General features: G+C 62.0%; 15 protein-coding genes and 3 tRNA genes. All 18 read left to right on the plus strand.

Annotated features, from left to right (window positions below; genetic code table 11):
- Positions 1-22: 22 nt before the first annotated feature.
- A complete protein-coding gene (leuB, locus tag PSH76_RS08245; RefSeq protein ID WP_044274704.1) occupies positions 23-1,105 on the plus strand; it encodes a 3-isopropylmalate dehydrogenase in 1,083 nt (360 codons plus the stop codon).
- Between the two features lie 64 nt (positions 1,106-1,169).
- Positions 1,170-2,282 (plus strand): aspartate-semialdehyde dehydrogenase, encoded by a 1,113-nt coding sequence (gene asd, locus PSH76_RS08250; protein WP_003192554.1) that lies wholly within the window; start codon positions 1,170-1,172, stop codon positions 2,280-2,282.
- Positions 2,283-2,520: 238 nt separating this feature from the next.
- The gene (locus PSH76_RS08255) at positions 2,521-3,531 is read left to right on the plus strand and encodes an aspartate-semialdehyde dehydrogenase (RefSeq protein ID WP_098950842.1); all 1,011 of its coding nucleotides are present in this window, start codon (positions 2,521-2,523) and stop codon (positions 3,529-3,531) included.
- A 161-nt stretch (positions 3,532-3,692) separates the two neighbouring features.
- Positions 3,693-6,236: a FimV/HubP family polar landmark protein gene (locus PSH76_RS08260; protein ID WP_305493882.1), complete on the plus strand. Its 2,544-nt coding sequence runs from the start codon at positions 3,693-3,695 to the stop codon at positions 6,234-6,236.
- A gap of 138 nt (positions 6,237-6,374) precedes the next feature.
- The gene (gene truA / locus PSH76_RS08265; RefSeq protein WP_305494445.1) at positions 6,375-7,199 is read left to right on the plus strand and encodes a tRNA pseudouridine(38-40) synthase TruA; all 825 of its coding nucleotides are present in this window, start codon (positions 6,375-6,377) and stop codon (positions 7,197-7,199) included.
- 63 nt (positions 7,200-7,262) lie between these two features.
- Positions 7,263-7,895: a phosphoribosylanthranilate isomerase gene (locus PSH76_RS08270; protein WP_305493883.1), complete on the plus strand. Its 633-nt coding sequence runs from the start codon at positions 7,263-7,265 to the stop codon at positions 7,893-7,895.
- A 245-nt stretch (positions 7,896-8,140) separates the two neighbouring features.
- On the plus strand, positions 8,141-9,061 hold the full coding sequence (gene accD / locus PSH76_RS08275) for an acetyl-CoA carboxylase, carboxyltransferase subunit beta (protein ID WP_003192545.1): 921 nt from the start codon (positions 8,141-8,143) through the stop codon (positions 9,059-9,061).
- Positions 9,058-10,365 carry a bifunctional tetrahydrofolate synthase/dihydrofolate synthase gene (folC, locus tag PSH76_RS08280; RefSeq protein WP_305493884.1) on the plus strand — a complete coding sequence of 436 codons (1,308 nt, stop codon included), beginning with the start codon at positions 9,058-9,060 and terminating at the stop codon, positions 10,363-10,365. The genes accD and folC overlap by 4 nt, the downstream gene beginning before the upstream one ends.
- Complete coding sequence (locus PSH76_RS08285; RefSeq protein WP_032896150.1) at positions 10,349-11,005, plus strand: SPOR domain-containing protein; 657 nt, start codon at positions 10,349-10,351, stop codon at positions 11,003-11,005. The genes folC and PSH76_RS08285 overlap by 17 nt, the downstream gene beginning before the upstream one ends.
- Before the next feature lie 846 nt (positions 11,006-11,851).
- Positions 11,852-12,409 (plus strand): CvpA family protein, encoded by a 558-nt coding sequence (locus PSH76_RS08290; protein ID WP_003192538.1) that lies wholly within the window; start codon positions 11,852-11,854, stop codon positions 12,407-12,409.
- Positions 12,410-12,450: 41 nt separating this feature from the next.
- Positions 12,451-13,956 carry an amidophosphoribosyltransferase gene (gene purF, locus PSH76_RS08295; protein ID WP_003192537.1) on the plus strand — a complete coding sequence of 502 codons (1,506 nt, stop codon included), beginning with the start codon at positions 12,451-12,453 and terminating at the stop codon, positions 13,954-13,956.
- A 65-nt stretch (positions 13,957-14,021) separates the two neighbouring features.
- Positions 14,022-15,233, plus strand: coding sequence for an O-succinylhomoserine sulfhydrylase (locus PSH76_RS08300; RefSeq protein WP_014719150.1), 1,212 nt, complete (start codon positions 14,022-14,024; stop codon positions 15,231-15,233).
- 11 nt (positions 15,234-15,244) lie between these two features.
- Positions 15,245-16,009: an SDR family oxidoreductase gene (locus PSH76_RS08305; protein ID WP_044274697.1), complete on the plus strand. Its 765-nt coding sequence runs from the start codon at positions 15,245-15,247 to the stop codon at positions 16,007-16,009.
- 107 nt (positions 16,010-16,116) lie between these two features.
- Positions 16,117-16,192: transfer RNA gene (locus tag PSH76_RS08310), tRNA-Val, on the plus strand.
- A 55-nt stretch (positions 16,193-16,247) separates the two neighbouring features.
- Positions 16,248-16,324, plus strand: a tRNA-Asp gene (locus tag PSH76_RS08315).
- 105 nt (positions 16,325-16,429) lie between these two features.
- A tRNA-Asp gene (locus PSH76_RS08320) sits at positions 16,430-16,506 on the plus strand.
- Positions 16,507-16,892: 386 nt separating this feature from the next.
- On the plus strand, positions 16,893-19,724 hold the full coding sequence (locus PSH76_RS08325) for a xanthine dehydrogenase family protein molybdopterin-binding subunit (RefSeq protein ID WP_305493885.1): 2,832 nt from the start codon (positions 16,893-16,895) through the stop codon (positions 19,722-19,724).
- Positions 19,717-20,256 carry a (2Fe-2S)-binding protein gene (locus PSH76_RS08330; RefSeq protein WP_044275296.1) on the plus strand — a complete coding sequence of 180 codons (540 nt, stop codon included), beginning with the start codon at positions 19,717-19,719 and terminating at the stop codon, positions 20,254-20,256. The genes PSH76_RS08325 and PSH76_RS08330 overlap by 8 nt, the downstream gene beginning before the upstream one ends.
- Positions 20,257-20,258: the final 2 nt, after the last annotated feature.

Consider the following 20,258-nt stretch of genomic DNA (forward strand, 5'->3'; position numbering starts at 1 on the left):
CGCTTGATGAAATGAGGAACGCATGAGCAAGCAGATTCTGATTCTCCCTGGCGACGGTATTGGTCCGGAAATCATGGCCGAAGCGGTCAAGGTCCTTGAGCTTGCCAACAGCAAGTACAGCCTGGGCTTCGAGCTGAGCCACGACGTGATCGGCGGCGCGGCCATCGACAAGCACGGCGTGCCCCTGGCCGACGAGACCCTCGACCGCGCCCGCGCCGCCGATGCCGTGCTGCTCGGCGCCGTGGGTGGGCCGAAATGGGACAAGATCGAGCGTGACATTCGCCCTGAACGCGGTCTGCTGAAAATTCGTGCGCAACTGGGCCTGTTCGGCAACCTGCGCCCGGCCATTCTCTATCCGCAACTGGCCGACGCATCGAGCCTCAAGCCGGAAGTGGTAGCGGGCCTGGATATCCTCATCGTGCGCGAGCTGACCGGCGGTATCTACTTCGGCTCGCCACGGGGCGTGCGCGAGTTGGACAATGGCGAACGCCAGGCCTACGACACGCTGCCGTACAGCGAGAGCGAAATCCGCCGTATCGCCCGTGTCGGTTTCGACATGGCGCGCGTGCGCGGCAAAAAAGTCTGCTCGGTGGATAAAGCCAACGTGCTGGCCTCCAGCCAACTGTGGCGTGAAATCGTCGAAGAAGTCGCCAAGGACTACCCGGACGTCGAACTGAGCCACATGTACGTCGACAACGCCGCCATGCAACTGGTGCGCGCACCCAAGCAGTTCGACGTGATCGTCACCGACAACCTGTTCGGCGACATCCTGTCCGACCAGGCGTCGATGCTCACCGGTTCCATCGGCATGCTGCCGTCGGCATCCCTGGATACCAACAACAAAGGCATGTACGAGCCGTGCCACGGTTCGGCGCCAGACATCGCGGGGCAGGGCATTGCCAACCCGTTGGCGACCATTTTGTCGGTGTCGATGATGCTGCGTTACAGCTTCAACCTGAGCGATGCCGCGGACGCCATCGAGAAGGCCGTCAGCCTGGTGCTGGATCAGGGCCTGCGTACCGGCGATATCTGGTCCCAGGGTTGCACCAAGGTCGGGACGCAAGAAATGGGCGACGCAGTAGTCGCCGCGCTGCGGAATCTGTAATCTCTCGGGCCCGCTTGCAGTTGTTGCTGCAAGACGGCCCACTTTTTAACAAGGTGTAGTTGCGATGAAACGTGTAGGTCTGATCGGTTGGCGCGGTATGGTCGGTTCCGTGCTCATGCAGCGGATGCTGGAAGAGCAGGATTTCGATCTTATTGAGCCGGTGTTTTTCACCACTTCGAACGTAGGTGGCCAAGGGCCGTCCGTGGGCAAGGACATTGCCCCGCTCAAGGATGCCTACAGCATTGAAGAGTTGAAGAGCCTCGACGTGATCCTGACCTGCCAGGGTGGCGACTACACCAGCGAAGTCTTCCCCAAGCTGCGCGAAGCCGGCTGGCAGGGTTACTGGATCGACGCCGCCTCGAGCCTGCGCATGCAGGACGACGCAGTGATCATCCTCGACCCGGTCAACCGCAAGGTCATCGACCAGCAACTGGACGCCGGCACCAAGAACTACGTAGGCGGCAACTGCACCGTCAGCCTGATGCTGATGGGCCTGGGCGGCCTGTTCGAAGCCGGCCTGGTGGAGTGGATGAGCGCCATGACCTATCAGGCGGCCTCCGGCGCCGGCGCGCAGAACATGCGCGAGCTGATCAAGCAGATGGGCGCGACCCACGCCGCTGTCGCCGATCAACTGGCTGACCCGGCCAGCGCGATCCTCGACATCGACCGCCGTGTGGCCGAGGCCATGCGCAGCGACGCTTACCCGACCGAGAACTTTGGCGTGCCATTGGCCGGTAGCTTGATCCCGTGGATCGACAAGGAACTGCCTAACGGCCAGAGCCGCGAAGAGTGGAAGGCCCAGGCCGAAACCAACAAGATCCTGGGTCGCTTCAAGAACCCGATCCCGGTGGATGGTATCTGCGTGCGCATTGGCGCCATGCGTTGCCACAGCCAGGCGCTGACTATCAAGCTGAACAAAGACGTGCCGATCGCCGATATCGAAGGGCTGATCAGCCAGCACAACCCTTGGGTCAAGCTGGTGCCGAACAACCGTGATATCAGCATGCAGGAGCTGAGCCCGACCAAGGTCACCGGCACCTTGAATGTACCGGTGGGCCGCCTGCGCAAGCTGAACATGGGCAGCCAGTTCCTCGGCGCGTTCACCGTCGGCGACCAACTGCTGTGGGGCGCGGCTGAGCCGTTGCGTCGCATGTTGCGGATTTTGCTGGAGCGTTGATCGCTTGAGGCAATAACAGAAACCCGCGTTCTGGTGACAGGCGCGGGTTTTTTTGTTGCCCTTGAAGCCCTTATCGCAGGCAAGCCAGCTCCCACACTTGAATACATTCACAGGTCAAAATGTGGGAGCTGGCTTGCCTGCGATGAGGCCCTCAACCACACCGCAAAAAGCAGCCCAATTGCCTCACTTGCCACCACCCGGTAAAGTGCCGCTCCCCCGTAATGCCCGAGGCAATCCCATGACCCAGACCTTTGAAATCGCCGTGATCGGCGCCACCGGTACCGTTGGCGAAACCCTGGTGCAGATTCTCGAAGAGCTGGAGTTCCCGGTGGGCACCTTGTACCTGCTGGCGGGTAGCAACTCGGCGGGAGCTTCGGTGCCGTTTCGGGGCAAGAACGTGCGGGTCAAAGAAGTCGACACGTTTGACTTCAGCAAGGTGCAGTTGGCGTTCTTCGCCGCAGGCCCAGCGGTGACCCTGAGCTTCGCCCCGCGTGCCACCGCCGCTGGCTGCGCGGTGATCGATTTGTCTGGCGCATTGCCCGCCGAGCAGGCGCCGCAAGTGGTGCCGCAGGCCAACGCCCATGTGCTGAAAGCGTTGAAGAAACCTTTTCAGCTCGGCAGCCCGAGCCCTTGTGCCACTTACCTTGCGGTGGTGCTGGCGCCGTTGCGTGGTGTGGTGGACATCCAGCGCGTCAGCGTCACCGCCAACCTGGCGATTTCTGCCCAGGGCCGCGAGGCCGTCAGCGAGTTGGCGCGCCAGACCGCCGAACTGTTGAACGTGCGCCCCTTGGAGCCGGCGTTCTTCGATCGGCAAGTGGCGTTCAACCTGCTGGCGCAAGTCGGCACGCCGGATGCCCAAGGTCATACCGCCCTGGAGAAACGTCTCGTACACGAACTGCGTGCCGTGCTGGAAACACCTTTACTAAAGATTTCCGCCACCTGCGTTCAAGCCCCGGTGTTTTTCGGCGATAGCCTGACTGTGTCGCTGCAACTGGCCGCGCCGGTCGACCTGGCCGCAGTGAACCGCGCCCTCGAGGCTGCGCCGGGTATCGAGCTGGTGGAGGAGGGTGATTACCCCACGGCCGTAGGCGATGCCGTTGGCCAAGACGTAGTGTACGTAGGGCGAGTTCGTGCCGGTATCGACGACCCGGCGGAACTAAATCTTTGGCTGACGTCAGATAACGTACGCAAAGGCTCGGCCCTGAACGCCGTGGAGCTGGCGCAGTTGTTGATAAAAGGCCTTGTGTAAAAGATACTTGGCGGCAATTTGTAGATTGATTCTAACCAGGCGCTATGCTTGGTCCCAAGTGAAACACAAGCGCGTCGGTGACCTATCGGCTCGCCATGCCTAATGGCAGCGGTTACCAACCTTCTCGCAGGGCGGGAAGCGTTCAAACAAAGGATGAGGCTATGGTTCAAGTTCGCAAACTGGTGTTAGCAATAGCGGCCGCCTCGGCGCTGTCCTCCGGTATGGCGCAGGCGCTGCAGCTTGGGGAGATGACCCTCAAGTCGAAGTTGAACCAGCCGCTGTCGGTGGAAATCGAATTGCGCGATGTGGGCGGGCTCACGGCGTCCGAGATCACGCCCAGCCTGGCGTCGGCCCAGGCCTTCGTGGACGCGGGTGTCGATCGCCAGGCGTTCCTCGATGACTTGACGTTCACCCCGGTGATCAATCCCGAAGGTCGCAGCGTGGTGCGCGTGACCTCCAGCAAGCCGCTGCCCGATTCCTATGTGCGCTTCCTCATGCAGGTGCAATGGCCCAATGGCCGTTTGATGCGTGACTACAGCGTGCTGCTCGACCCGGCCAAGTTCGACCAGCCGGCCCCGACGGCGAGTGCGCCGGCCAGCACCGCGCCGGCCAGCACCGCGCCGGCCAGTACTGCACCTGCCGCCAGCACGCCTGCCCAGCACACCACCACATCCCGCGACACCTTGTGGGAAATTGCCGCCAAGAACCGCAATGGCGCCTCGGTCCAGCAAACGATGCTGGCCATTCAGGCGCTTAACCCGGATGCCTTTCTTGACGGCAACATCAACCGCCTGAAAACCGGCCAGGTCCTGCGCCTGCCGGACGCTACGCAAAGCACCGCCCTGGCGCAGCCGCAAGCGATTGCCGAAGTGAGCGCGCAGAACGCCGCCTGGCGCCAGGGCCGCCGTGGCCCTCAGAGCCAAGTGGCCGGCAAGCCACAGTTGGACGCGACCAAGCGCACCCAGGCCGGCAATGCGCCGTCGAGCACCCAGGCCAAGGACAACTTGAGTCTGGTGTCGGCAGAGGCCGCCAAGAAAGGCGCAAAGGGCACCGTCGGTGACAGCCGCGCCCTGAGCGACAAGCTGGCGATGACCCAGGAAGAGCTCGACACCACGCGGCGCGACAACGAAGAACTGAAAAGCCGCGCCGCCGACTTGCAAAGCCAGTTGGACAAGCTGCAAAAGCTGATCCAGTTGAAGAATGACCAGTTGGCTCGTTTGCAGGCGCAAACGGGTGAACCGCAGACAGCCGCGATACCCGCGCAGTTGCCGGGTGAACCTGCAGCCGAGCCTGCGGCTCCCGCCGCAACACCCGCGCCAGCGCCTGAACCGGTCAAGCCGGCTGCCGCGCCGGCCAGCACTGAAGGCAAGTTCAACGACCTGCTGACCAACCCGATTGTGCTCGGCATCCTTGGCGGTGCGGCCCTGCTGGTGGTGCTGCTGCTTCTGCTGCTGTGGGCCCGCCATCGCAATGCTCGTCGCGAAGAAGAAAAACACCTGCGCATGGCGCGGGCGTTGGCCGAAGAGCCTGGGTTCGTTTCCAATATCGATCAAGACCTGCCGCCTGACAGCTTCGAGGGCCTTGAAGTGCCGCCGCCGAGCGTCAAGCTCGACACCGCAACGCCGCCAGCACCTGCGCCGGTGGCTGAGCCGGCTGTAGTGCCGACGGTCGCTTCCGTGCTGGCGCCGTTGGCGGTTGCCGTGGCTCAGGAAAATTCCAGCGACGCCCTGGCCCAGGCCCAGTCCCATATCGACCGTGGCCACCTGAACCAGGCGGCGGATGTGCTTGAACAAGCCATCAAGCGCGAGCCCAAGCGCAGCGACCTGCGTTTGAAGCTGATGGAAGTCTATGGCCTGCAGAACAACAAGGACGGGTTCGTCACCCAGGAGCGCCAGTTGGTGGCCAACGGTGAGAACCATGCCCAGGTCGAGCAGCTCAAGGCGCGCTTCCCGGCCATGGCCGTGTTGGCGGCGGGTGTCAGTGCCGCAGTGGCTGCTGCGGCCCTGGATGCGCAATACGTCAAGGACCTGCTCGACGACAAGCCGGCCCCCGCCCCGCAGGCAGATACCTTCGACACCGATTTCGACCTGAGCCTGGATGACCTGGAAGCCGCCTCACCGGCCGAGATCGCGCAAGACCAGCAAACCTTTGAATCGCTGCTCAAACAACAGACCGAGCCCAAGGCCGATGCGCCGGACCTGTCGGACTTTGACCTGGATCTGCAGTTGGACCCGCCCGCGTCGCAATCTGATGACGACTTCCTGTCAGGCCTTGAAGGGCAGATCAAGGATGTGCCGCCGGTAGAGCCGCCGACCCTGACGCCGGCTGCGCTGGACGAATTCGACCTGCCGGAAGATTTTGATCTGTCGCTGGCGGACGAGCCGAGCGCGCCTGCGGCCAAGCCCGATGCCTTCGCTTCGGAGCTGGACGACGTCAACGCTGAGCTGGATCGCTTGTCCCAGAGCCTGGAACATCCGCCGATCGGGCCTTCCTTCACGGCTGAAGATGCCGCGCTGGGTGCTGAGGATGAGCCGGATTTCGACTTCCTCTCGGGCACCAATGAAGTGGCCACCAAGCTTGACCTGGCCCAGGCCTACATCGACATGGGCGATCCTGACGGCGCGCGTGACATCCTGTCCGAAGTGCTGACCGAAGGCGACGAGGGTCAGCGTAGCGAAGCCAAGGAAATGCTCGGCCGAATCTAACGGCCGACGCAGAAAAATGTGCAAGCCCGCTTCCACATTTAAAGTCCACTCATGCACCCTGACGCCCTATAATGCCCGCCTTTGCGCAACTCATCAGGCTCACAGTTCTTGGCAAATATAGATAACGCGGCTGCCGAAATGGCGGCCGCAGGCTTTTACCGCATCGCCCTGGGCGTGGAATACAAAGGCTCGCGCTATCGCGGCTGGCAGCGTCAGGCCTCCGGGGTGCTGACGGTGCAGGAAACTCTGGAAAACGCCCTGTCCAAAGTCGCCAACTCGCCGGTGTCGCTGATGTGTGCCGGGCGTACCGACGCTGGTGTACACGCGTGTGGCCAAGTGGTGCACTTCGACACCCAGGCCGAGCGTTCGATGAAGGCGTGGGTGATGGGCGCTAATATCAATTTGCCCCATGACGTCAGCGTCAGCTGGGCCAAGGTCATGCCGGCGCATTTCCACGCGCGTTTCAAGGCCATCGCCCGGCGTTACCGCTACGTGATCTACAACGATCAGATCCGCCCGGCGCACCTCAATGAAGAAATCACCTGGAACCACCGCCCGCTGGATGCCGAGCGTATGGCCGAAGCCGCGCAGCATCTGGTGGGGGTGCATGACTTCAGCGCCTTCCGTGCCGGCCAGTGCCAGGCCAAGTCGCCGATCAAGGAAGTCCACCACCTGCGGGTGACGCGCCACGGCAAGATGATTGTGCTGGATATCCGTGCCGGGGCCTTCCTGCATCACATGGTGCGCAACATCGCTGGCGTGCTGATGACCATCGGCACCGGTGAGCGCCCGGTGGAGTGGGCCAAGGAAGTGCTGGAAAGCCGCGTCCGTCGTACAGGCGGGGTTACGGCACATCCGTTCGGTCTTTACCTGGTGGATGTGGAGTACCGCGATGAGTTCGAACTGCCGGAACGCTTTATCGGGCCGCACTTCCTCACCGGTTTCAGCGAACTTGGCGGCTGACGCCCGGAAAAGCTTTTGTTACCATCCGGGACTTTCTCGGTCCAATCCTGAGGTTCCTACGACATGTCAGCCGTTCGCAGCAAGATTTGCGGGATTACCCGCATAGAAGACGCGCGGGCGGCAGTCGAAGCGGGGGCGGATGCCATTGGCCTGGTGTTTTATGCCAAGAGCCCACGGGCGGTGAATGTGCTGCAGGCGCGGGCGATTATCGCTGCGTTGCCGCCCTTCGTGACCACCGTAGGGTTGTTCGTCAACGCCAGCCGCTGTGAGCTCAACGAAACCCTGGATGCGGTGCCGCTGGATATGCTGCAGTTTCACGGCGACGAGTCGCCTGAGGAATGCGAAAGCTATCAGCGCCCGTACATCAAGGCGTTGCGGGTCAAGGCCGGGGACGATATTGCCGCAGCCTGCGCCGCCTATACCGGCGCTCGCGGGATTCTGCTGGACACCTACGTCGAAGGTGTACCCGGTGGTACGGGCGAGGCGTTCGACTGGTCGCTGATTCCCGAGGGTTTGAGCAAGCCGGTTATTCTCGCGGGTGGGCTCACCCCGGGGAATGTCCAGGCGGCCATCGAACAGGTCCGGCCGTATGCCGTGGACGTCAGCGGTGGGGTGGAGCAGGGCAAGGGGGTCAAGGACCCGAGCAAGATTCGCGCGTTCATGCAGGCCGTGCGCGACAGCAGGGGTGGGATGTGACGGCTGGCAGTCTGCCGCCGTCCATAACTACCACTGTGTAAAACAGCCCGGCGCCGCCTGTGGGTGGCCCGGAAACGAAGTGGCAACCCTGCGCTGGCAGGTTGTCTGGAAGGCTGAGGATACGAGCGGGAAATGGCAGGTCCAACGTCTGACCCCGTCCCGCCTGTGTCATCGCCACATATGAATTTAGCTCAAGGGCATACGCGGGGCTGTGTTCAAGCCACCGGTACTGGAGAAAAGAAAGCATGAGCAACTGGTTAGTAGACAAACTGATCCCTTCGATCATGCGTTCCGAGGTGAAGAAAAGCTCGGTTCCTGAAGGTCTGTGGCACAAATGCCCATCCTGCGACGCGGTGCTGTATCGCCCGGAGCTGGAAAAGACCCTGGACGTTTGCCCCAAGTGCAACCACCACATGCGTATTGGCGCACGCGCCCGTATCGACATCTTCCTGGATGCCGACGGCCGTAATGAGCTGGGCGCCGACCTGGAGCCGGTTGACCGTCTCAAGTTCCGCGACAGCAAGAAGTACAAGGACCGTCTGGTCGGTGCGCAGAAGCAGACTGGCGAGAAAGACGCGCTGATTTCGGTCAGCGGCAAGCTGCTGGGCATGCCAGTGGTGGTCTCGGCCTTCGAATTCTCCTTCATGGGCGGTTCCATGGGCGCCATCGTCGGTGAGCGCTTTGTTCGCGCTGCCAACTATGCCCTGGAAAACCGTTGCCCGATGATCTGCTTCGCCGCCTCCGGTGGTGCGCGTATGCAGGAAGCCCTGATTTCCCTGATGCAAATGGCCAAGACCTCGGCGGTACTGGCGCGTCTGCGTGAAGAAGGCATCCCGTTTATCTCCGTACTGACCGACCCGGTCTACGGCGGCGTATCCGCCAGCCTGGCAATGTTGGGCGATGTGATCGTTGGCGAGCCAAAAGCGCTGATCGGCTTTGCTGGCCCACGTGTGATCGAGCAGACCGTGCGGGAAAAACTGCCGGAAGGCTTCCAGCGCAGCGAGTTCCTGCTGGAGCACGGTGCGATCGACCTGATCATCCCGCGTGGCGAACTGCGCCCGCGCCTGGGCAGCCTGCTTGCGCAAATGATGGGCCTGCCGACGCCTGTGTACATTGCGCCTAAGGTCGAGCCGATCGTCGTGCCGCCGGTGCCTGCAAACCTATGACCCAACGAACCCTGGGCGAATGGCTCGCCTACCTTGAGCAGTTGCATCCGTCCGCCATCGACATGGGCCTGGAGCGCTCGCAACAGGTAGCGGCCCGCCTCGGGTTGGGCCGGCCGGCACCGCGTGTGATCACGGTCACCGGCACCAACGGCAAAGGCTCCACCTGTGCCTTTGTCGCCGCGCTGTTGCAGGCCCAGGGCCTCAAAGTCGGCGTGTACAGCTCGCCGCACCTGCTGCGCTACAACGAGCGGGTGCAACTCAATGGCGTAGAAGCCACTGATGCCCAACTGTGCGAAGCCTTTGCTGCGCTGGAGGCCGGGCGTGGCGACACTTCCCTGACCTATTTCGAGATGGGCACCCTGGCGGCGTTCTGGCTGTTCGAGCGTGCGCAACTGGATGTGGTCGTGCTGGAAGTCGGCCTCGGCGGGCGCCTGGATACGGTCAACGTGGTGGATGCCGACCTGGCCCTGGTGACCAGCATTGGTGTCGATCACGCTGACTACCTGGGCAATACCCGCGAATCGGTGTCTTTTGAAAAGGCCGGGATTTTCCGCCAGGGCCGTCCGGCGCTGTGTGGTGACCTGGACCCGCCGCAACCCTTGCTCGACAAGGCGCGTGAACTCGATTGCCCGTTCTACCTGCGCGGTCGCGAATTCACTCTGGATATCGGCGAGACCCATTGGCAATGGCGTGGGCAGGATGCACGTGGCCAACGGGTAGAGCTGCTTGATTTGCCGTTGCTGAACCTGCCGATGGAAAACGCCGCGCTCGCGCTGCAAGCCTATCTGTTGCTGGACCTGCCGTGGGATGTCGCGCAGATTGCCGCGACCTTGCTGGCAACCAAAGTGGTGGGCCGCCTGGATCGCCGAACCTTCGACTGGCAAGGCAAGCGCCTGAGCCTGATGTTGGACGTAGGCCATAACCCCCATGCTGCGCAGTACCTGGCGCAGCGTCTGGCGCGTACCCCACTGGCGGGCAATCGCCTGGCGGTGTTCGGGTTATTGGTCGACAAGGACCTGGACGGCGTGGTTGCGCCACTGCTGGCCAATGTCCAGTCGTGGGCCGTTGCGCCGCTGGATACGCCGCGCAGCCGTCCTGCGGTTGAGTTGGAAACGGCCTTGCAGAACCTTGGCGCGCCGGTGACGTCGTATGCAAGCGTCACTGCCGCCCTGGAGGCGCAGTGCGCAGTAGCGACGGCCGAGGACGAAATCCTGTTGTTCGGATCATTTTATTGTGTTGCCGAGGCGCTTGAATGGCTGGCCCGGCGCTCCACGGAGGAAGCTGCACATGGCATTACTGGATAGCGCATACAAGCAGCGAATGGTCGGGGCCCTGGTGCTGGTGGCGTTGGCGGTAATCTTTCTGCCGATGCTGTTTTCCCGCCAGGACGAACAGCGCCAAGTGGTGGTTGAAGCCCCCGCCGCGCCCCAGGCGCCGGTGGTGCCGCAGGTTCAGATCGAGCCGGTGGTTGTGCCTGAGCCCCAGGCGTTGCCGCAAGAGCCTGTGCCCACCGATGAGGAGGTGGCCGCGCAAGAGGCGCCTTCGATGCCGGTGCAGCCAAGTGTCCCGGTAGTTAAACCGACCCCGGCACCGGCCGTTGCTGCCAAGCCGGCCGCACCTGCGCCTGCGCCCAAGCCGGTAGCGCCGCAGCCTGCGGCACCGGGCAAGCCGGATGTGGGCCAGAGCCGCATCGACCCTAATGGCTTGCCGGTCAGTTGGTCGATCCAGCTGGCCAGCCTGGCCAATCGCGAAAGTGCCGACGCCTTGCAGAAAAAGCTGCGTGCCCAAGGCTATAACGCTTATATCCGCAGCGCCGACGGCAAGAACCGTGTGTTTGTCGGGCCGCTGATCGAGCGTGCCGAGGCAGATCGCCTGCGCGACTTGTTGGGTCGCCAGCAGAACCTCAACGGTTTTGTGGTGCGTTTCCAGCCCGAGCGCGGCTGAACCACTGCCGGCTTTGGCTGCAATACGGCCTGAATGTGGGAGCTGGCCTGCCTGCGATCCAGTCAACTCGGTGATTCAGGTACACCGAGTCGATACCTTCGCAGGCAAGCCAGCTCCCACAGTCGACCGCGCCCGGCCACACACTCCACGATGCGAAGCGAGCCGCTCTTGCTCTTGATCTGCTTTTGATCTTGATCTCAGGCGCCCCGTTAAACCACGCTGGCCGAACGCAGGCTTGAATTCGTGGGTAACCCGGCAGGACGCCGGGTTAGCCGCCCCGCGCCATGGATGGCGCGTGGCGGCGGCCCACGGATTCAAGCCGGAGTGAGGGCACACCGAGCCTAAGCGAGGTGCCGAGTGGTGGGGCAAGAGCCCTTTTGGTTACTTTTGGGGCTCTTTTCCAAAAGTGACCCGCTGTCAGAGCGGAACCCTAAGTGGCCGTTACCGCAGCAATGGATATGTACTCATTCCAACCCAACTAACTGGTCGACTAGAAGGCCGCCTTCGCGAGCAAGCCCGCTCCCACAGTTGGATCGTGGGGTGTCAGGTGGATAGGTGTCGGCTGTCAGGCCGCCATCGCAGGCAAGCCAGCTCCCACATTTTGATCGGGGTGCGTCAGCTAGATCAGCGTCAGCTGTCAGTTCGTCACGGGAGCAAGCTCCCTCGCCACAGCTTCAGCGTCGGCCCTAAGCTATGTAGATACCGCTCCCACATTGGTTTGTGCCGGGGTTGAAATCCGATCGCCCCGTCACAATCTATTGATTTGCAAAGCACCCGCAATCACCGCTTACCGATAGCCCGGCGCTCTGCTAAAATGCGCCGCCTTATCCGTACGTAGGCTGCACTGTGCCATTTACCTGGGTTGATTGGGCGATCGTTGCAATCGTCGCCATCTCCGCTTTGATCAGTCTGAGCCGCGGCTTCGTAAAAGAAGCACTGTCGTTGCTGACCTGGATCATCGCAGGAGTCGTAGCCTGGATGTTCGGTGGTTCACTGTCGGTCTACCTGGCCGGGTACATAGAGACACCTTCGGCTCGCGTCATCGCGGGCTGCGCCATCATGTTCATCGCCACGCTGCTGGTGGGGGCAATGGTCAATTATCTTATTGGCGAGTTGATACGTGTCACCGGCCTCTCCGGGACCGATCGATTTCTCGGCATGGCCTTCGGGGCTGCGCGTGGCGCGCTGCTGGTGGTCGTGGCGGTCGGGTTGTTGAGCCTGGGGCCGGTACAGCAGGATTCGTGGTGGCAGGAGTCGGTACTCGTGCCAAAATTTCTATTGGTTGCAGACTGGTCCAAGAACCTCATATTGGGGTGGAGCAGTCAGTGGCTGGCCAGCGGAATCAGCGTACCCGCTGATCTTCCGTTCAAGGAACACCTCTTGCCGGCCAAAACGCCTCAGTAAGTTGTGTTCAGTCAAGATTCATTAAGTAGGGGTTGCGTCGCATGTGTGGCATCGTCGGTATCGTCGGTAAGTCGAACGTCAATCAGGCGCTGTATGACGCGCTAACCGTCCTCCAGCACCGCGGCCAGGACGCTGCCGGTATTGTGACCAGCCACGACGGCCGGTTATTCCTGCGCAAGGACAATGGCCTGGTGCGTGACGTGTTCCATCAGCGTCACATGCAGCGCCTCGTCGGGCACATGGGCATTGGCCATGTGCGTTACCCGACCGCTGGTAGCTCGACCTCGGCCGAAGCTCAACCGTTCTACGTCAACTCGCCTTACGGCATTACCTTGGCGCACAACGGTAACCTGACCAACGTTGAACAACTGGCCAAGGAGATCTACGAATCTGACCTGCGCCACGTCAACACCAGCTCCGATTCGGAAGTGCTGCTCAACGTGTTCGCTCACGAGCTGGCCCAGCGCGGCAAGCTGCAGCCGACCGAAGAAGACGTGTTCGCTGCCGTGATCGACGTGCACAACCGTTGCGTCGGTGGTTATGCGGTGGTGGCGATGATCACCGGTTACGGCATCGTCGGTTTCCGCGACCCCCACGGCATTCGCCCGATCGTGTTCGGCCAGCGTCACACCGACGAAGGCGTCGAGTACATGATCGCTTCCGAAAGCGTGTCCCTGGACGTGCTGGGCTTCACCCTGATCCGCGACCTGGCGCCGGGCGAGGCTGTCTACATCACTGAAGACGGCAAGCTGCACACCCGTCAGTGCGCCGTAGCGCCGAAACTCACTCCATGCATCTTCGAACACGTCTACCTGGCGCGTCCGGATTCGATCATCGACGGCGTCTCGGTCTACAAGGCGCGCCTGCGCATGGGCGAGAAGCTGGCCGAGAAGATCCTGCGCGAGCGTCCCGAGCACGACATCGACGTGGTCATCCCGATCCCGGACACCAGCCGTACCGCTGCGCTGGAGCTGGCCAACCATCTGGGCGTCAAGTTCCGCGAAGGCTTCGTGAAGAACCGCTACATCGGCCGTACCTTCATCATGCCCGGCCAGGCGGCGCGCAAGAAGTCGGTACGCCAGAAGCTCAACGCCATTGAGCTTGAGTTCCGCGGCAAGAACGTGATGCTGGTGGATGACTCCATCGTGCGCGGCACCACCTGCAAGCAGATCATCCAGATGGCCCGCGAAGCCGGGGCGAAGAACGTGTACTTCTGTTCCGCCGCGCCTGCAGTGCGTTATCCGAACGTGTACGGTATCGACATGCCGAGCGCCCATGAGCTGATCGCGCATAACCGTTCGACCCAGGACGTGGCCGACCTGATCGGCGCCGACTGGCTGATCTACCAGGACCTGCCGGACCTGATCGAAGCGGTTGGCGGTGGCAAGATCAAGATCGAGCAGTTCGACTGCGCCGTGTTCGACGGCAAGTACGTGACTGGCGATGTGGACGAGGCCTACCTGAACAAGATCGAACAGGCGCGCAACGACTCGTCGAAGATCAAGACCCAGGCGGTCAGCGCGATCATCGATCTGTATAACAACTGAGTAAACACCGGCCCTGAGGGGCCGGTTTTGTATCTTAAATAAAGAATTGAATAAGGAGTCGCAGCATGAGTCAGGAATGGGATGCCGGTCGGTTGGACAGCGACCTCGACGGCGTAGCTTTCGATACCCTGGCTGTGCGCGCCGGCCAGCACCGTACCCCGGAAGGTGAGCACGGCGACCCGATGTTCTTCACTTCCAGCTACGTATTCCGTACTGCCGCCGACGCCGCTGCGCGGTTTGCTGGCGAAGTGCCGGGCAACGTATATTCGCGCTACACCAACCCGACCGTGCGCGCGTTCGAAGAGCGCATTGCGGCCCTGGAAGGTGCCGAGCAGGCCGTGGCGACCGCCACCGGCATGGCGGCCATCCTGGCCGTGGTGATGAGCCTGTGCAGCGCCGGCGACCATGTGCTGGTATCGCGCAGCGTGTTTGGCTCGACCATCAGCCTGTTCGAGAAGTACTTCAAGCGTTTCGGTATTGAAGTGGACTACGTGCCCCTGGCGGACCTGTCCGGCTGGGAAGCGGCCATCAAGGCCAATACCAAGCTGTTGTTCGTCGAATCGCCGTCCAACCCGCTGGCTGAGCTGGTGGATATCGCCGCGCTGTCGGAAGTCGCGCATGCCAAGGGCGCGATGCTGGTGGTGGACAACTGCTTCTGCACCCCGGCCTTGCAGCAACCGCTGAAGCTGGGTGCGGACATCGTGGTGCACTCGGCAACCAAGTTCATCGACGGCCAGGGCCGTTGCATGGGCGGCGTGGTGGCCGGTCGCAGCGAGCAGATGAAGGAAGTGGTGGGCTTTTTGCGCACCGCCGGCCCGACCCTGAGCCCGTTCAACGCCTGGATCTTCCTCAAAGGCCTGGAAACCCTCAGCCTGCGCATGAAAGCCCATTGCGCCAACGCCCAGGCCCTGGCCGAGTGGCTGGAGCAGCAGGACGGTATCGAGAAGGTGCATTACGCCGGCCTCAAGAGCCACCCGCAACACGCCTTGGCTCAGCGCCAGCAGCGTGGTTTCGGTGCGGTGGTGAGCTTTGAAGTGAAGGGCGGCAAAGACGGCGCCTGGCGCTTTATCGACGCGACGCGCTTGATCTCCATCACCGCCAACCTGGGTGACAGCAAAACCACCATCACCCACCCGAGCACCACCTCCCACGGCCGCCTGGCGCCGCAGGAGCGGGAAGCGGCCGGCATCCGTGACAGCCTGATCCGCATTGCGGTGGGCCTGGAAGACGTTGCTGACTTGCAGGCAGACCTGGCCCGCGGGCTGGCGGCCTTGTGATCGAGTGGTCCATGGAGGCCGCGGGGGCCAGTAACGGGCGCGTGGCGTTGGTGACGGGCGCGGCGCGAGGCATTGGCCTCGGGATTGCCGCGTGGCTGATCAGTGAAGGCTGGCAGGTGGTGCTGACCGACCTGGACCGCGAGCGCGGTGCCAAGGTGTCCAAGGTGCTGGGCGACAATGCCTGGTTTATCACCATGGACGTGGCCGACGAGAAACAAGTGGCCCAGGGTGTTGCCGAGGTGCTGGGGCAGTTCGGGCGCCTGGATGCGTTGGTGTGCAATGCGGCGGTGGCCGACCCGCGCAACATCACCCTGGAAAGCCTCGACCTGGCGTACTGGAATCGCGTGCTGGCGGTCAACCTCAGTGGGCCGATGCTGTTGGCCAAGCACTGCGCGCCTTACCTGCGTGCCCATGGCGGTGCCATCGTCAACCTGGCCTCGACCCGGGCGCGTCAATCCGAGCCCGACACCGAAGCCTATGCGGCCAGCAAAGGCGGATTGTTGGCCCTGACCCACGCCTTGGCCATGAGCCTGGGGCCTGAAGTGCGGGTCAATGCAGTCAGCCCTGGCTGGATCGACGCACGTGACCCGGCGGCGCGGCGTGCAGAGCCGCTCACCGACGCCGACCATGCCCAGCATCCGGCGGGCAGGGTGGGGACGGTGGAGGACGTGGCGGCGATGGTGGCCTGGTTGCTGTCACGCCAGGCCGGGTTCGTCACCGGGCAAGAGTTCGTGGTGGACGGTGGCATGAGCAAGAAGATGATTTACAGCGAGTAGAGCCGGTGGCCGTCTTGAAGTCATTTTGTCTTTTTCAGAAAAACTTCAAGCAGGCTATTGACTTAGGTCCGCTACCTGCGTAAATTTCGCGGCCTCAACGAAGCAAAGGGTGATTAGCTCAGCTGGGAGAGCATCTGCCTTACAAGCAGAGGGTCGGCGGTTCGATCCCGTCATCACCCACCACTTCTTGAGAGTTTTGCCTTAGGGCAAGACGCAACGTTAAAGGTTGCACCGACGCGCAGCGGTAGTTCAGTCGGTTAGAATACCGGCCTGTCACGCCGGGGGTCGCGGGTTCGAGTCCCGTCCGCTGCGCCATATTTTCCAGGTCCGATCCGTCGGGCTTGAGATTGAACAGCCAAGGCTGATCGGTCAGATGTTTAAAGGTGGTTGAGGGTTCATGCTCAATCAGCCAAGCGATACGCAGCGGTAGTTCAGTCGGTTAGAATACCGGCCTGTCACGCCGGGGGTCGCGGGTTCGAGTCCCGTCCGCTGCGCCATATCTGCCTCAAGGCCCACTGAACGCCTTGAAGCACAAGGAAAGCCACTGGCTCACCTTGATCCGATAGCAAAGACCCTGGTCGAAAGACCGGGGTTTTTTGTGTCTGGGGTTTGAAAAAAACCTCATCTTCTTCGCTACCACCAGCGCTCATTATCGGCAAACGGCCGACAGATCTTTCGATTCTGTCGGCCGTTTTGCGTTCTTGTGTCAAAAAATTTCAATGTGGTTATTTGCCGCAGGCGCAGAAACCTTTAAAGTTAACCCTTCGGTCAACTTTGCACTGTCATCATGGCCTTTTGATTCGTCGAGAAAGGCTTCTGCAAGTCTCCAGATTCGGTGTACTTAACCATAAGGGCGGATTTATAACCGCTCAGAGGATGATCCATGTCCAACCGTGAAATAACCCGGCGCTCGTTCCTCCAGGGCGGGCTGGTGGCGGGTGTGAGTGTCACGCTTACGCCGCTCAGCACCCAGGCGCTGGCTGCCTTGATGGAAAACAGCGTGACCGTGCCGTCTGAAAAGTGGCTCGGCCATAACGGCAAGGCGCGCCAGCGTAACGATGCCTTGTCGAAAGTCTGCGGCAGCAAGGTGTTTGCCCGCGACATTCGTTCCAAGGACATGCCGGGCTGGCCCCAGCAGCAAGGTCACGCCATGTTGCTCAAAACCATCAAGGCCGACCACATCTACGCGGGCTACGACCTGTCGTGGCTTGGCGCCGAGCTGCAGCCGGATCGTATCGTCACCGCTGCCGACTTGGACAAGGACGGTATCGTCTTCCCGGAAGAACATGCGCCGGACCCGTTGCTGCCCGAGGGCAAAGTGCCGATGTTCATCGGTCACCCGGTGGCGATCTTGATCTGGAACGACTTCGAGCGTTTCCGCCAGGCCAAGAACAAGCTCAAGTTCAATGACAAGGCGATTCGTTACGGCGCCAAAGTGCCGTATTACGAAGGCGACCCCTACGGCAGCTTCCGCTATGTGCGGGTGGGAGGCCCGACCTCGGCCGACGAAGACGAATTCGCCAGCCTCAAGGATTCGATCCTGTTCCCGATGCTGAAAAACCGTCGCCCGGTGTGGAATTCCCAGCCGAACCTGCACGGCAACCTGACTGAGCGCGGATTGTTCTACGCCGAGCGCATGAAGAGCCAGATCAGCACGCCGCCGGACAACTGGCTGGTGTTTGACGAGCGCTACAAAACCCCATCGATCGAACCGGCCGCCATGGAGCCGGACAACGGCAACGGTTGGTACGATCCGGCGACCAAGACCCTGCACTTTGTGGTGGCCACCCAGTGCCCATTGGAAGTGGCGACCGAGACCGCCAAGATGATCTCGCCGTCGCGCTTCGGCCTGGCCCATCTGAACATGCACCCGGGTTACACCGTGGGTTACGGTTCCAAAGACCACAATATTTTCGTCTACTACGCCGCCCTCGCTGCGTTGTATGGCGCTGGTGTGCCGGTGCGTCTGGCCAATGACCGTTACGAGCAATTCCAGAGCGGCATCAAGCGCCACGCGTTCGATATCCGCTATCAGTTGGCGGTCGACAAAAACGACCACAGCTTCAAAATCTTCCTCGCCGACATGAGCGTCGACGGCGGTGGCCGGGTCAACTACAGCCCCTCGGTGGCTGCGGTCGGCGCCACGGCGGCGCAGTCGATCTACTACATGCCGCAGAACGACCTGCAAGTCACCGCGTACCACTCCCGTGGCGTTGAAGCCGGTTCGATGCGTGGCTACGGCACCCTGCAAAGCATGGCGGCGACCGAAATGATGGTCGACGAAATCGCCGGTCGCCTCGGTGTGGATGCCATTGAATTGCGGCGCAAGAACGCACTGCGTTCGGGCATGAAAAACACTCAGGGCGCCATTCCTGCCGGTGCGTTGCGGCTGCACGAAATTCTCGACAAGGCCGCTGCGCACGACGTATGGAAAAACCGCGACGCGATCAAGCAACAACGCGAAGCCGCCGACCCGGATAACTGGTATGGCGTTGGTTTCGCCATCTGCCAGAAAGACTTCGGCACCGGTTCCGAAGCGCCGATGGCCAGTGTTGAATTCAACGCTGACGGTCGCATCAGCCTGCGTCATATCGGTATCGAAATCGGCACCGGCATGTCCACTTCGCAATCGCTGGTGGTCGCCGATTTTCTCGGCAGCCCGGCCCACGAAGTGAAGACTGGCGAAACAGAGTGGCAGGAAATGCAGCTGGTCACCGGCGGCAACCCTTACACCATGAGCCAGGCCGAGCAGGACACCCTGCTGCGCAACCCGCGTTGGGTGGGCAAGCTCGCGTCGGCGTCTTCGGCGACCAACTCGGCGTACTACTTCAGCCATGCCACCCGTGAAGCGGCGCGTGTGCTGTTCAACCACGGCCTGTGGCCAGCAGCGCTGGAGATCTGGCGCCAGGGCCCGTTCGGCGGCCAGGCCAACCCCTATGTGGTACGCCGCGAAGACGCACATTGGGTGGACGGCAAGCTCACCGCCAACGGTATGCAGCCGTTGAGCTTTGAAGAACTGGCCAAGCGCGCGCACGAGCGCGGCCTGGTCACCGCTGCCACGGTCCACGGGTTCAACCGCTGGAGCTGGGCCGAAGCCGAATACAGCATCGACGGCGTGCGCGAGCGCCTGCCGCTCGACGGTCTGGCGGTGAAGTACGGCGACGGCGCACCGAAAGCCAAGCAGGCGCTGATGAGCACGGCCGGTTTCCACCTGCTCGATCGCCAGAACATCAGCTATCCCGCCACCCAGTTGAACAACGCTGCGGTGACGTACTACAGCCCCGTCGCCACGTTGGTGGAGTTGAAGGTCAACAAGGGTTCGGCGCAGGTCGAAGTGCTCAATCACCATTCGTGGATCGAGTGCGGGCGGGTGCTGGTTGAAGAGTTGGTCAAGGGCCAGCTCGAAGGTGGTGTGGCCATGGGCATCGGTCACGCCTTGATGGAAGAAATGCCGCTGTACGAGGGCGGGCCGGGGGAGGGTGACTGGAACTTCAACCGCTACCGCCTGCCAATGGCGCGTCACGTTGCCGTGTGGAAACAGACCTCGGAGATTCTGCCGGCGCTGTCGCCAAGCGACCCGTCCAAAGGTATCGCTGAAGTGGTGATGATCCCGATTGTCGGGGCCATTGGTAATGCGGTGGCGCACGCCATCGGTAAACGTGTTCGCGACCTGCCAATCACGGCTGCCCGCATCAAGGAGGCCCTCAATGGCTAACCGTCCGCTTCAACTGACCCTCAATGGTCAATCCGTCGGCCCGGTGGACATCCCTGATGACCTGCCGATGATCGACTACCTGCACGAATACAAAAACCTCACTGGCTCGCGGCTGGGCTGCGGCCAAGGCATTTGCCACGCCTGCGTGGTGATCGTCGACAACCCGGACGGCACCAGCGAAGAAGTGCGCACCTGCATCACCGGCGCGCATTACTTTGAAGGCAAAAAAGTGCGCACTATCGAAGGCCACGCCAAGCGCGATGAGTCGGGCCAGGTCACTGAGCTCAACCCGATCCAGCAGCGCTTCGTGGATGAGTTCGCCTTTCAGTGCAGTTACTGCGCGCCGGGCTTCGTCAATGCGGCCACCGTGTTGGTGGAGAAACTGCAACGCCAGCCGACCGTGCACAGCAAGCTGGAACAAGTCATCGAGGACAGCCTCGGTCATCATGTCTGCCGTTGTACCGGGTACGTGCGTTATTACAACGCCACCCGCAACGTGCTGACCGATCTCGGCCTGGTCAAGGAGGGTTAAGC

It is taken from the genome of Pseudomonas sp. FP215 (assembly GCF_030687795.1).
GTDB lineage: Bacteria > Pseudomonadota > Gammaproteobacteria > Pseudomonadales > Pseudomonadaceae > Aquipseudomonas > Aquipseudomonas salmasensis.